Annotated in this window: 13 protein-coding genes; 7 read left to right on the forward strand and 6 right to left on the reverse strand. The window is 55.6% G+C overall.

What is annotated here, in order from left to right; all coding sequences use genetic code 11:
- Positions 1-90: 90 nt before the first annotated feature.
- Positions 91-798 carry a metal-dependent hydrolase gene (locus AB1L30_RS03690; protein WP_367012035.1) on the forward strand — a complete coding sequence of 236 codons (708 nt, stop codon included), beginning with the start codon at positions 91-93 and terminating at the stop codon, positions 796-798.
- Positions 799-831: 33 nt separating this feature from the next.
- Here the strand turns inward: AB1L30_RS03690 and lpxB are convergent, their stop codons facing one another.
- The gene (gene lpxB, locus AB1L30_RS03695) at positions 832-2049 is read right to left on the reverse strand and encodes a lipid-A-disaccharide synthase (RefSeq protein ID WP_367012036.1); all 1218 of its coding nucleotides are present in this window, start codon (positions 2047-2049) and stop codon (positions 832-834) included.
- A gap of 17 nt (positions 2050-2066) precedes the next feature.
- Entirely contained in the window at positions 2067-2816 is a 750-nt protein-coding gene (locus tag AB1L30_RS03700) for a hypothetical protein (RefSeq protein ID WP_345087104.1), read from the reverse strand.
- A 265-nt stretch (positions 2817-3081) separates the two neighbouring features.
- Between AB1L30_RS03700 and AB1L30_RS03705 the strand changes: the two genes are divergently transcribed.
- Positions 3082-3576 (forward strand): DUF420 domain-containing protein, encoded by a 495-nt coding sequence (locus AB1L30_RS03705; RefSeq protein ID WP_367012037.1) that lies wholly within the window; start codon positions 3082-3084, stop codon positions 3574-3576.
- Between the two features lie 56 nt (positions 3577-3632).
- Here AB1L30_RS03705 and AB1L30_RS03710 read toward each other — a convergent pair whose 3' ends face one another.
- The gene (locus AB1L30_RS03710; RefSeq protein ID WP_367012038.1) at positions 3633-4130 is read right to left on the reverse strand and encodes a hypothetical protein; all 498 of its coding nucleotides are present in this window, start codon (positions 4128-4130) and stop codon (positions 3633-3635) included.
- A gap of 288 nt (positions 4131-4418) precedes the next feature.
- On the opposite strand from AB1L30_RS03710, the gene AB1L30_RS03715 reads away from it, so the two are divergent.
- Positions 4419-5330 (forward strand): lactate/malate dehydrogenase family protein, encoded by a 912-nt coding sequence (locus AB1L30_RS03715; protein WP_367012040.1) that lies wholly within the window; start codon positions 4419-4421, stop codon positions 5328-5330.
- 12 nt (positions 5331-5342) lie between these two features.
- Here AB1L30_RS03715 and AB1L30_RS03720 read toward each other — a convergent pair whose 3' ends face one another.
- The gene (locus AB1L30_RS03720) at positions 5343-6314 is read right to left on the reverse strand and encodes a hypothetical protein (RefSeq protein ID WP_367012041.1); all 972 of its coding nucleotides are present in this window, start codon (positions 6312-6314) and stop codon (positions 5343-5345) included.
- Positions 6315-6745: 431 nt separating this feature from the next.
- Here AB1L30_RS03720 and AB1L30_RS03725 point away from each other — a divergent pair, with 431 nt between their 5' ends.
- The gene (locus tag AB1L30_RS03725) at positions 6746-7630 is read left to right on the forward strand and encodes a DUF1559 domain-containing protein (protein ID WP_367012043.1); all 885 of its coding nucleotides are present in this window, start codon (positions 6746-6748) and stop codon (positions 7628-7630) included.
- Between the two features lie 88 nt (positions 7631-7718).
- Positions 7719-8117, forward strand: coding sequence for a carboxypeptidase-like regulatory domain-containing protein (locus AB1L30_RS03730; RefSeq protein ID WP_367012044.1), 399 nt, complete (start codon positions 7719-7721; stop codon positions 8115-8117).
- A 2-nt stretch (positions 8118-8119) separates the two neighbouring features.
- On the opposite strand, the gene AB1L30_RS03735 is transcribed toward AB1L30_RS03730, so the two are convergent.
- Positions 8120-9058, reverse strand: coding sequence for a diguanylate cyclase (locus AB1L30_RS03735; RefSeq protein ID WP_367012045.1), 939 nt, complete (start codon positions 9056-9058; stop codon positions 8120-8122).
- Between the two features lie 317 nt (positions 9059-9375).
- A complete protein-coding gene (locus AB1L30_RS03740) occupies positions 9376-10890 on the reverse strand; it encodes a 2-isopropylmalate synthase (protein WP_367012046.1) in 1515 nt (504 codons plus the stop codon).
- Positions 10891-11398: 508 nt separating this feature from the next.
- On the opposite strand from AB1L30_RS03740, the gene AB1L30_RS03745 reads away from it, so the two are divergent.
- Both AB1L30_RS03745 and AB1L30_RS03750 read left to right on the forward strand, forming a co-directional pair.
- On the forward strand, positions 11399-11641 hold the full coding sequence (locus AB1L30_RS03745) for a hypothetical protein (protein WP_367012048.1): 243 nt from the start codon (positions 11399-11401) through the stop codon (positions 11639-11641).
- A 127-nt stretch (positions 11642-11768) separates the two neighbouring features.
- Positions 11769-12269, forward strand: coding sequence for a hypothetical protein (locus AB1L30_RS03750; RefSeq protein WP_345087084.1), 501 nt, complete (start codon positions 11769-11771; stop codon positions 12267-12269).
- Positions 12270-12281: the final 12 nt, after the last annotated feature.

A 12281-nucleotide genomic window follows, 5' to 3' on the forward strand; every position in this document is an offset into this window, starting at 1 on the left:
CAGGTCCGCTATGGTGGTGAGACCAGCGGGCGTACCCAAGAAGTCGCCATGTACGAATCTGCGATCCGTTTCTAAAGGAGAAACCCTCATATGGCATTGAAGCTAATCTGGCACGGACACGGTACCTGGTCGCTCCATTCGGCGGATCACAAGATTCTGATCGATCCCTTCTTCACCAGTAACCCGGCCGCCGATATCGCTGCCGATAAGGTCGAAGCCGATACCATCTTGCTGACCCATGGTCATGGCGACCATGTTGGGGCAAACGAAGATGGCACGCTCGATGTGGTTTCAGTGGCGCAACGAACCGGCGCTCCAGTCGTGACGATGGTCGAGACTGCTTCGTGGCTGTCAGGCAAGGGCGTGAAAGAAGCGATCGGAATGAACCTGGGCGGAACGCTGAAGATGCCTTTCGGTTCGGTACACATGACCTTGGCACTGCACAGCAATGGCTTGCCGGACGGAACCTACGGCGGCATGCCAGCCGGCTTTGTCGTCGAGATGGCCGATCGCAAAGTTTACTTTGCCGGCGACACGGCATTGTTCAGTGATATGAAACTGATCGGCGACATGACGCTCGATGCCGTCGTTTTGCCGATCGGCGATTTCTATACGATGGGCCCGGCCGATTCGATCCGCGCGGTGAAGATGCTGCAGCCCAAGAACGTGATTCCAGGGCACTACAACACGTGGCCACCCATCGAACAAGATGCTGTCGAATGGGCTTCCAAGATTCGCCACGAAACAAACGCCACGCCGCATATCTTGAAGCCGGGCGAGACGTTCGTGATTGGTTAACTTGATTCCGCCAATGGCTCAGCGGCCTGCGAGTCAGGCCGCTTTCTCAGCTGGCGATTGCTGACCCTGTTCGATATGCGACAAGATATAGTCCGCACCCCGACTGGAAGCACCTTGGCCGACGACGCGCTGCTTTAAAGCTCGCAGCTGTTCGACCGTGTTCCGTGTCGATTCTGGTGCCTTCAACCAATTCGCAATTCGCTTGGCCATGTCGTCGCTGCGATTGCGATAGGTGAGGTACTCAGGGTAGACCACTTGCTCGGCCCCTTCGGCGTCGGGGTCGTAGGTGTAGTAGCCGTTCTCGTAAAACAAGTCGTTCCGCGAAAGCAGATTGACCAGCGTGATGTATTTCACCTTACGGAAATGGCTTTGCACCCAGTGGGCAAACCGGCTGATCTTGTAATGGATGACCGCTGGCTTCTCGTGATAAAGAAGTTCCAGCGAGACCGATCCGCTACAAGCCAGGCAGCAAGTCGCACTATGGATCAGCTCTGGCGTGAGATCGACATGCACTTCCGCTTCCACTCCGGAAGCCAGAACATGCTCGAAGGCCAACGCCGCGTGCTTGTCGCTAAAGGCCGCGATCGCGAAACGCACGCCAGGCACCTCGGCCCGAATCTTCTTGGCGGTTTCCAGGAAGATTGGGAGGTTCGACGTGACTTCCTGGCTCCGCGAACCAGGCAGCAGTGTTACCAGCGGTCGGGGGTTTTCGCTTTGCTGACGAACGAAGTCGGTATCGAGATGCTGATTCTCGAGTTCGTCGAAGTAAGGATGACCCACGTAGGTCGCATTGCAATCGCGCTCCTGGTACCAAGGCTCTTCAAACGGAAGCTTGCACAGGGCATGGTCGACCAGGCGGCGCATCTTGCCGACACGCCACTCGGCCCAAGCCCATAGCTGAGGGGTTCCGTAATAGAAGACCGGGATGCCATGCGCCTTGGCGCGACGGGCAATCCACCAGTTGAAACCAGGGTAGTCGATCAGCACCACCGCGTCTGGCTTGTGATCGCGAAAGTATCGATTGGCCCGCAGTAGGAGGCCAACGAAGTTGTGTAAATTCAAGATCACCCGCAGGACCCACATAATGGCCCAGCGCGTAAGATCTTCATGCAGTTGGCATCCGGCTTCGGCCATCTTCGGCCCGCCATAACCAACGCATTGTATGTCTGGTCGGCGCGATTTCAGCGCACGAATTAAATTCGCGCCATGTAAATCGCCGCTCGGTTCGCCGACGCTGAAAAAAATCTCCATCGGTTCCGTCAACCTTTTTAGCCCGCCTTGCGTCGTGATTCGTCTTCGAAGAAAGCGACACGCAGATCAGGGATTAGATCTGGCGAACGACTTGCTTCGCTGAAATCGACTTGGGTCCATCGCTGTTGTAACCAGCGGTGCCCGGCCCAATCTTTCCAGGACCAACAATCGGGAAGTGGGGAGGATTCCGTCGGCTGGCCACCGATCGAGTTCGAAGGGCAAATGGCGACGCGGTATCCTTGCATGCCAACCAGTAAGGGTAAGCCGCGGCTAAGCCCTTGAATCTGTGGCAAACGGACTAACGCTTCACGGCGTGCTCCCCACACCAACCGCGAAACATCCAATCGTGCCGCTCCTCCCATGCGCCGAGTGAGCCAGTCCGAAACGACTGACATTCTCGAAACATGATTCTGACTTGTCGAAACAATGACTAAATCTTGCTGGATCAGCTGCTGCAGCATTCCTTGAAGCACAACGCCCGGAATACTGAGCTCGGCCGGCAAGTGGATGACCAATTCGCCTTCGGCTACCTGAGTCCCGCAAAACAGGGCCGATGAATAGGTCCTTGGCCGGCGAATCTCTACCCGTCGGATGCCCTCCCGCTGGTCAAGCGACCGCGGGGTGTCCTGGCTGTCGGCGGAGAGAGAAAGCAAGATCACTTCACCCTTCAGGTCCAACGCGCATAGCACGTCCGCCATCGTTTCCACCTGCTGACGGATCGATTCGTTCCAGTCGGCGAAGGGAATGAATAGGGACAACTCGCGCATGGACATCCTCAAGCTGAAGCAAATCCAGGGAAATAATCGGGCGAGAGTATGTCAAAACGGCCTATTCGCCGACAGGCCAGTTTTCAAAACAAGATTCCGGCTGCTAGCAGAGCGGCTGCGGATTGGCGTAACTCCGCGAGAAACTTAGAGTTCAAGCGGTCTGGGAAAGAAATTCTGCGGTGGTATCATCACTGGGTGACGATAGTAATCGAAAGCGGGCGGCCGACTCGATTGACTACTTCCGTGCTCGCAACGGGGCTAATTGATGAACGTCTGGACGCTACTTGCTCAAAACGCTGGGTTTCTGCCAACCCGTGGATCGGTGATGATCGACTTCGTCTTTCTGGCGATGTTCGGCATCATTTTGATTCTGGGGGTCAGCATCTATCTGGTGCGCTACCGCCGCCTGTTTCAACTGCACAAGTGGATCCAGATCGTTACCGGCAGCGTACTCTTGCTGGCGGTCTTGGCGTTTGAAATCGATATGCGGTTCTTCACCGATTGGCAAGAACTGGCGGCACCATCCAGCTTCGGCATGCCCACAGTCAATGGCCTTTTGTACTTCCATTTACTGTTCGCCGTGCCGACTCCGTTTCTCTGGATCTATGTCATCTGGCATGGCCTGGCCAAGTTTCCGAGTCCGCCTCAGCCAGGTCCCCATAGCAAGGCGCATATCCTTTGGGGCCGCATCGCTGCGATCGGCATGCTGCTGACCGCCGTCACTGGCTGGATCTTCTACTACGCAGCCTTCGTTGCTTAAGCGGTCGTCGCTGGTTGGCGAAGATCGTCTGCGATCAAGATTTGTTTGTTCGAGGCTTAACCGAACGAGCCCATCGCCAACATGACCAGCGTACCTGCAATGACGAAGAACAACACGCTCAGCACGATCTGGATGATCGAAATGGCCAGCGCGCGAGGCACGGTGGTATCTAAGAACCGAGCGAGCACGATCGACGACAATAAGATGTTGGCCGAAACGATCCCGCAGTAAACCAGCAGTAACAGGGTTCCCTGTAGCCGCTCGACATCCAGCATGGCCAGAACGGCTGGCATCAGCATGTACCAGACCACGTTAAGAATTACGTTGACCGTCACCAGGAAGGCGAATGTAGGGATGAATGTCGGCTCTTCGATGCGGCCATAGTTCGGGATCACTCCTCGAAAACCATGTTCGGCCGCCACTTCGAGTTCGCTCTCGGGAGCTTCCCCCACGAACTTATTGAAAACGGTCACCGCTGCCCGCAATAAGAACACGCTGATGAAGTTGCCCACCAAAAACAGCGTCGCGTAAACAATCATCGTTCCCAGATTCATCTCTTGTCTCCTTCCCTTCCGGTCGAATTCCGCTAATCAGCCGGCATTGTAAAGTGGCGTACCTCTGTGGGGTAGCATTCCTTGGCTCGAAAGGGGATATTTTTTGGGCGATTTTGTGGCAACTGAATCTTCATCTCCCGAATCCCAAGGTCACCCTGGTTCGTTTTCAGGTCCCGCCTCATACTGAACTGTGCAGCATGTTCAGCGAGCCTTCGTCGCGCAAACAGTGCTTTCAGAGGCGAAGCGATGGCGACTTTCGGCACCGAGCCGTAGAAATGATGACGACTTATGAAGATCACGATAGTGGGTACCGGACGCGTCGGGGCAGCGATCGCCTTTGCCGCCACGATCAATCCTTTGGCCAGCGAGCTTTTGCTGCTAAACCGCACGCGTGACAAGGCGGAAGGGGAGGCGATCGATCTCTTGCATGCCAGTGCGGTACGAAATACGAACATGCGAATTCGAGCCGGTGATATTCCTGACTCGAAGGGTTCCGACATCATCGTCTTCACGGCGTCGGTTCCTTACGGCGACCCATCGCGGAAACGCTCGGAACTGGCTGCCGACAATCTCCATGTGCTGCAAGAATGGATTCCGCCGCTGGTGGAAGCGAGCCCAGATGCCATTTTGATTATCGTGAGCAATCCGGTCGATGCGTTGACTTACGCCGCGCTGAAGATCTCTGGCTTTCCGCCGCATCGGGTGATTGGAACTGGCACGCTGCTCGATAGTGTGCGTTATCGTTCGATGCTCTCGGCCGAACTTGAAATCCATTCAGACGATATTCGAGCGTACATTCTCGGCGAACATGGCGACACGCAGTTCGCGGCCCACTCGTTGTCGGTGACCGGTGGCGAACGCTTCTACCCAAGCGACACGTCGCGGCAACTCTTTCAGAAGACGGTCAACGTGGGCTACGAAGTTTCGCGGTTGAAAGGCCATACAAGCTATGGGATCGCCCTCGCCACGATGATGATCCTCGACAGTATTATCTATGACCTGCGGCACACGATGCCGGTGAGCGTTCTGATCGAAGATTACTTTGACGTGAAAGATGTCTGTTTGTCACTCCCCTCGGTAATCGGTCGGGCCGGGGTCACGCGCGTTTTGAGGCCGCCATTGTCGGAGGAAGAGCAGCAGCTGTTTCGTCATTCCGCCGAGGCGGTTCAGAACTGCATCCGCTCGATGGGCGAGTTCTAGTCGCAGACAATCTCAGGACGCTGGCTGCGGAGACTTACGCTGTTTCACCAACGCCTCGTAGATCGGTTTTCGTGCACGATTGATCGCGCCCAGCGGCTGATGTTCGTCCAGGCAATGCCACGGATTGAACTCTAGTTCTTCGGCTTCCTGCATGTTCTCGGCCGCGTTAGGAACTTGTCCCTGATGGAAGTTCAGCGTGGCGACTTCGCGCCAGGGAGTCTTCCACGGAACGGTCGGATCTTCGGTTGGTTCGGTCTTGGGATCTTGCTGCTTTTGAAACGAGAGCGTCGCCACGATCGGACCACGCTGAAGTTGAAGGGCCAACCGATACCCGAGTTTATCTTCCTGGCTTCCCCCTTGCGTGATTAAGCCGCCCGGGACCACGAACTTGATGCGGAACTTCACCGCCAACGGGCCGAGTCGGTACGGGGTCGTACTGAAATAGTCGGTTGCCAAAAAGCTCTCGAGCTTCTGCCCAATCTTCAGCAGGAGACTCGCATCATGGAAACGCCACTGAAGCGGATTCCAGCTTGCTATCAAGTACCGACCTAAGGTGCCTGCTCGGCCACCACCATTCAGCTTCGCTTCCAGCAGTGCTTGATACACGTCGAGGTTGCGAATGAAGAACTCGCTTTGATCGATGGCAAGTAAGTCTTGGATCTGGCCGTTTTCCAAACCGCGAATCCGAATCGCCAGGCCGTGCACATCTTTCTGGCTGTCGTCGAACGCGATTCCATTGGAGCATCGAGCGACAATCGGATAGCGACCCGGTTGCGCGAAAAGGCCCACCTTCAGTTCGGAATCAAACGCATCGGACACAATCATTTCGCCACGCAACAGCCCGTGGTGCTTGGGATGTTGGGCACGTTTGTTTGGGGCACCGCTTCGTTGATGCAGGGCCTGTTGAAGTTCGATGAGCTTGGCGATTTTTGCTGGCTCGTCTGCAGGAATCGACTCTTGGAACAAGGCCGGAGACGCTGTCATAAGGACTTTCGAATACCGAGGTAGTGGAGTGCATTGAAGCCCCGAATTGGTAGGTATAGGGGGAGCGGAATGAAAACGCAATCGTCGACTGGATACGAATTTCGATGATTGCCTTCGACTCTCTGTGCGTAGTATGTCGCTGGATGATATGGCAGATGATGCCAGCACTTAGGGAGGGAACATCGTCGTCACCTAGCCTTCTCAGGTTGTCTATCATCCCTTCTGAAAGGCTGGTTTCTCGAACATTTCTCAGAAATCAAGAAGTGTATAGCGACAAAAAATGCAAATTAGGTAAAAATGCTTCTGTGCGGTGGCCGTCAACGCGATCCGCGCCCCTTTTCCTTTTTCTCTTCTCAGGGTTTTGCTGCCCAAATCAGGCGAAGCCCTCTCATCGACTCATCTCATTTCTCACAATTTGGAAGGGACTTGCTATGACCCGGCGCGGAGGTTTTACACTCGTCGAGCTTCTGGTGGTGATTGCCATCATCGGTGTCTTGATTGCCTTGCTCTTGCCTGCCGTTCAACAGGCACGCGAGGCGGCTCGACGAATGCAGTGCACGAACAAAGTAAAGCAGTTGATCATCGCCTCGCACAACGTGCACGATACGTACGGAATCTTTCCACCGGCCGGCGGTAAGTCGAATGGATGGAATGCCAAAGTTCAGCGGAAAGGTCCGTTCTATAACCTGGCAGGCTCGTTCTACTTCCACCTATTGCCTTACATGGAACAGAACTCGCTCTACGACAAAGCCGTTGGTGCTGGTGGGAACATGGACAGTACGGTCGATGGACGACGCGTTTACAACTACATCATCGAAGCGTATCGCTGCCCATCCGAGCGTAGCCCCGCCGGCGCTTCGGGCTATGGCTACCCAACCGGACCCGACAAGACGCATGCCGTCTGCAACTACGGCGTGAACTACATGGCATTCTGCGACGTCTCTTCCAACAATCAGGAAGGGGCCACCAACATTGCGATGGTGACCGACGGTCTGACGAATACGGTCTTCTTCGGCGAACGTTACGGTCAGTGCACCTCAAACAAGTCGAGCCTCTGGGCGAACTCGTCCGGAACATGGGCTCCGCAAATTTGCCGCGGGGTGAATCCAAAGACCGGAACTTGTTCGGTACCCCAGATTACGCCGGTCTACACCAGCGCTGGGGACTCGAGCAGCGGCGGTAGTTCGCCACACCCAGGGGCGATGAATGTCGGGCTGGGGGATGGAAGCGTCACGAAGGTGAGCGGAACGATCGAAGCTTCGGTCTGGGCCAATCTCACCAACCCAATCGACGGCAACGTGATCGGCGAATATTAAGCCGAGTGTGATCCATCCGTAGGAAACCTTTCCCGCGGCTGGCTGGCAGCCGCGGTCGCCCCATCTCTTCTTTCTCCAAGGTATCCGTATGAAGTTTGCTCAAGTCAGCGTACTGCTTTGCGCTTCGGTAGCGTTGTTGCTAATTGGTTGTGGTAAAGCACCTTCGCAAACGTTCACCGGCAAGATAACTCTCGATGGAAATCCGCTCGCGCAAGCGGGCATTGAACTCCTTCCGAAAGAAGGGGGAGCGACCGGAGTCCATTACGGTACTACCGATGCCGAAGGACGCTTCACGATTACCGAAGACGACACCAATCCGATCACTCCGGGCGAATATTCGGTAGTCGTCGACAAAGTTCCGACCGAGATGGGAGGCAAGAGCGAGGTGCCCGATCCTTATCGCAATAAGGAAAAGACACCGTTGTCGGTGACGATTGCTGATGGTTCGACTGACCTGGCGGAAATCGAACTAAGTAGCAAGCCGTAGCGTTACACGTGCACCGGAACGTCGAGCACGTCGAGGTTCGAGCGATAGTGTTGCACCTGGTTTCGACCCTGTTGCTTGGCGGCATAAAGCGCGGTGTCGGCCCGATGAACGAGAGTTCGACTCTCATCCCCAGGTAAGAACTCGGCCACACCGCAGCTCACGGTCACCTGGGTATCTTCTGGCAGATCTTGGGCAAAGTGCTTTGGAATGCACTGGACGATTCGTTTTGAAATTTCCAGTGCCTCGTCCAATTTGGTCATCGACATGACGATCGCAAACTCTTCGCCGCCGAATCGCGTGCAAAGATCGGTCTTGCGGGTGTGGTCCACCAGTTTCGAGGCCAACTTCATCAGGATGTGATCGCCCATTTCGTGACCAAAGCGATCATTAATTTGCTTGAAGTGATCGACATCGATCATGGCCAGGCAGAACGGCGTGTTATGTCGCTGGAAGTCCGCCATTCTCCTTTCCAGTTCCGAGTCGAGACCGCGACGGTTCGCAATCGATGTCAACGGGTCGATGTGGGCCTGGGCAAGTGCATCGAGAAGCTGCTTCTGCCGGGCGACTGCCTGACGCACCAGTCGCAGCATGACATGCATATGTCCGGCGATTTCATGCTTAGGCACGAATAGCTGAGCGCCCATCCGGACCGATCGCAGTGCATCGTGTTCGTCATCGTGACCCGTCAGCACCACGATCGCAGGCTCTGGCGCCGCGATCTTTAAACGCACGATCCCATCCAGCCCACTACTGTCGGGCAGACCGAGATCCAGAATGAAGGCATCCACCGGCACTTCCCGCGAGAACTTGATCGCCTCGGCCAGTGTCGTCACGTGGTGGAGTGTGATTGGTCGTTCCGCTGAACGACGCAAACATTGCATCGTGAGCCGAGCTTCCGCCTCGTTGTCTTCTACGAGAACGATCGTTTTCAGTTCGTCCATCGCCGATACCAGGTTCGTGCAACGTTAAGGGTGTCATTCCGCCAAGTCTCCTGAATCCCCTTTATCTGGGTGCATAGTGAGACATCCAAAGTTTAGGGTCCGACGGCACTGCCCTGGGAACAACCATATTGATTACGGAGATCCACACTTCCCCAAAGGGTTTCTGCCCTCGCTCGCAGCTTGTAGCCGGCATAATCGATACCATCGGCACGTCGATATTGGGCAACGAAAGCGCTAGAGTGCGCAATAAAAAACGAGCCGGACTGCTTGGAGTCTGGCTCGTTTCCCTTTCGATGGCAGGTTGATCGAACGATCTATTAGGTCATGCAGATCCGATTCACGGCATCCAGAATCGCGTGCACGGTCGCTTCCACCGTATCGGTCGAAGTGCCACGACCGCGCGCGATCTTCTTGTCCGACTGAATCTCGACGGTCACTTCACCCAGAGCATCACGTCCCAAAGTTGCACTGCGGACCTGGAAGTCTTTGCAAGTGATGGGAACTCCGGTGATGCGTTCGATCGCCCAGAAAGCGGCGTCGATCGGGCCGTCACCTTCCGAGATCTCGGCCGACTTCATGTCGTCGCCACGCTTCAAGGTCATCTTCACGAACGGAGCCTTGCCGGTGCCGTGGGCAACATCGAGGCTGTGCAGAGCCCAGCCTTGCCGCACTTCGCCGCGGATCTGTTGATCGCACAAGGCGGCGATGTCTCCGTCGTAGATGTCTTTCTTCTTGTCGGCCAACTTCTTGAACTCGTCGAAGACAATCTGAAGCTGCTCGGCGGAAAGGTGGTAGCCCAATGCCTTAGCGCGATCGGACAACGCCGCGCGACCACTATGCTTGCCGAGAACCAGGTCGGTCTTTTCGAGGCCGACGTCCTCAGGACGCATGATCTCGTAAGTGGTCGGCTCTTTCAGCATGCCATCCTGATGGATGCCGGACTCGTGTGCGAATGCGTTGCGACCGACGATCGCCTTGTTTCGCTGAACCTGAAGGCCGGTGATGTTCGAGAGCAAGCGGCTGGTCGGAACCAGGCGACGCGTATTGATGCGGGTGTTGACGTTGTAATAGTCGTGACGGGTGCGCAATGCCATCACCACTTCTTCCAGCGAAGCGTTACCGGCACGTTCGCCGATCCCGTTGATCGTGCATTCGACCTGACCGGCACCTGCTTCGACCGCGGCCAGGCTGTTGGCAACCGCCATGCCCAAGTCGTCGTGGCAATGAACGCTGATGACCGCCTTGTCGATGTTCGGAACACGGTTCCTCAGATCGGTGATGATCTTGTGCATGTGGTTTGGCGTGGCGTAACCGACGGTATCAGGAATGTTGACCGTGGTCGCACCGGCATCGATGGCCGCTTCGACAACGCGGCACAAGAAGTCAGGCTCGGTACGCGAGGCATCTTCCGGCGAGAACTCGATGTCGTCGCAGAACGACGCCGCCAGTTGAACCCCTTCGACACCGCGACGGATGATTTCGTCAGGTGTCATCTTCAACTTGAACTCGCGATGGATAGCACTGGTCGCGAGGAAGACGTGAATGCGTGGTTGGCTGGAATGCTTCAGCGCTTCCCAGGCACGCTCGATATCTTTGGGATTGCAGCGAGCCAGACCGCAGATGCTGGCTCCGCGAATGTTCGTGGCGATCTCTTTGACTGCTTCAAAGTCGCCTGGCGAAGCGATTGGGAAACCCGCTTCAATGATATCGACGCCCAAGTCGACCAGGGCCTGGGCGATTTCCATCTTCTCGGCCAGGTTCATGCTGGCACCAGGAGACTGTTCGCCGTCGCGGAGGGTCGTGTCGAAGATTTTGATCGATTTATCGTTCATGGGTGATCAGGTTTTGTTCTAGATTTGCTGTGGGAACGGTAGTGGTTTAACGAACGAAAAGTCCTACGAGCCGGCCGCAAGCCGGCCCGACTAGGAGGAGGCATGGCACGCTGACCACTCCCAAGAGAACGAATTGAAGAAACATCGACATGGTATTATTTGAGCTCGAAACCAACAAAAAAAGCCCTAAGGCGTTGGGCCTTAGGGCTTTTGGTAATCTCGTTGTAGTGCGAACGTGAAACCTTCCCTAACACCCTGGGGTGCTTAGCAGCAGTTGCAGCAGTAGAAGGTTTTGAATCATGGAAATCTTGCTCGCAATGGGATGTATTTGCTATGAATGACTCTACTACTGTGGTTTGGTTCGGTCAAGCCGTGGTGATTCCCGAAGATTGAGTTTCCACGGACGTTCATACGAAAACAGCCAAAACCACACGAACGTTCGACCGATGAAGAAAACGGCGTCGATTTCCCTGTCTACTTCCCCCGAGAGCACTGACGGAACCAAGCCATGAACGATCGCTTGGATATCAGTAGCGAGCCTGAGTTTGGACCTCCGCGCGACGATTCGGATCAGGGCCGCAAGCCGCGCCCCTTTCTGGGGGTGAAATTTGATTGCTGCGGGATCTATTCCCGGATCTATCAAAACAAGAAGGCAACGCACTACGTGGGAAATTGTCCTAAGTGTGCGAAACAGATCCGAGTGCGGATCGGCCATGGCGGCAGCGACAACCGCTTCTTCACCGCCTTCTAGATACTATAAAGGCCTCTGGCGACCCAAAGGTGCTATCGTAAGGTGATAGCACCCCAGGGACGTCCATCTTGAGTCGTCTCGATGTTTTCCGTACGATCTGCCGCCCCTTATATCCAGGATGGCTGCCATGATCGACTTCGACATTCAACGCTGTACCCGAAAGTGCCACGCGACCGAGCGCGAACTGCGACCGGGCGACTTGTACTTCTCTGTCCTCGTTCCGGAAGGATCGGAGGTCGTTCGGCTCGACTTCAGCAAAGAGTCGTGGGAAGGTCCGCCGGAGAATGCCATCTGCTGGTGGAAGGCGACCATTCCCGATCCACAATCGAACAAGGTCAGTTGGGCTCCGCACGACATCATGCTCGATTACTTCGAGCGGCTGCTGCAAGATCCACAGCAACAAGATGCGGCTTATGTCGTTGGCTTGTTGATGGTTCGCCGGAAGATTGTGCGTCTGGATGATACCGAAAAGGGAGACGACGGCGTCGAACGCCTGGTGCTGGTCGGGTTGAAACGCGAAGGGAACTACAAGATCCCGGTCGTCGAACCAACTGCCCAACGGATTGCTGAAATTCAAAACGAGTTGACATCGCTGCTGCAAACCGGGGATCCGCCCGCGGCCGAATAACCACGCAACGCA

Origin of the sequence: Bremerella sp. JC817 (assembly GCF_040718835.1) — a bacterium.
Taxonomy (GTDB): Bacteria; Planctomycetota; Planctomycetia; order Pirellulales; family Pirellulaceae; genus Bremerella.

Excerpts from the sequence above, each read along its gene's own strand:
- AB1L30_RS03735 (WP_367012045.1), bottom strand. The coding sequence starts at position 9,058 with ATGGACGAACTGAAAACGATCGTTCTCGTAGAAGACAACGAGGCGGAA.
- AB1L30_RS03705 (WP_367012037.1), top strand. The coding sequence starts at position 3,082 with ATGAACGTCTGGACGCTACTTGCTCAAAACGCTGGGTTTCTGCCAACC.
- AB1L30_RS03725 (WP_367012043.1), top strand. The coding sequence starts at position 6,746 with ATGACCCGGCGCGGAGGTTTTACACTCGTCGAGCTTCTGGTGGTGATT.
- AB1L30_RS03690 (WP_367012035.1), top strand. The coding sequence starts at position 91 with ATGGCATTGAAGCTAATCTGGCACGGACACGGTACCTGGTCGCTCCAT.
- AB1L30_RS03700 (WP_345087104.1), bottom strand. The coding sequence starts at position 2,816 with ATGCGCGAGTTGTCCCTATTCATTCCCTTCGCCGACTGGAACGAATCG.
- AB1L30_RS03730 (WP_367012044.1), top strand. The coding sequence starts at position 7,719 with ATGAAGTTTGCTCAAGTCAGCGTACTGCTTTGCGCTTCGGTAGCGTTG.
- AB1L30_RS03710 (WP_367012038.1), bottom strand. The coding sequence starts at position 4,130 with ATGAATCTGGGAACGATGATTGTTTACGCGACGCTGTTTTTGGTGGGC.
- AB1L30_RS03720 (WP_367012041.1), bottom strand. The coding sequence starts at position 6,314 with ATGACAGCGTCTCCGGCCTTGTTCCAAGAGTCGATTCCTGCAGACGAG.
- AB1L30_RS03750 (WP_345087084.1), top strand. The coding sequence starts at position 11,769 with ATGATCGACTTCGACATTCAACGCTGTACCCGAAAGTGCCACGCGACC.
- AB1L30_RS03745 (WP_367012048.1), top strand. The coding sequence starts at position 11,399 with ATGAACGATCGCTTGGATATCAGTAGCGAGCCTGAGTTTGGACCTCCG.
- lpxB (WP_367012036.1), bottom strand. The coding sequence starts at position 2,049 with ATGGAGATTTTTTTCAGCGTCGGCGAACCGAGCGGCGATTTACATGGC.
- AB1L30_RS03740 (WP_367012046.1), bottom strand. The coding sequence starts at position 10,890 with ATGAACGATAAATCGATCAAAATCTTCGACACGACCCTCCGCGACGGC.
- AB1L30_RS03715 (WP_367012040.1), top strand. The coding sequence starts at position 4,419 with ATGAAGATCACGATAGTGGGTACCGGACGCGTCGGGGCAGCGATCGCC.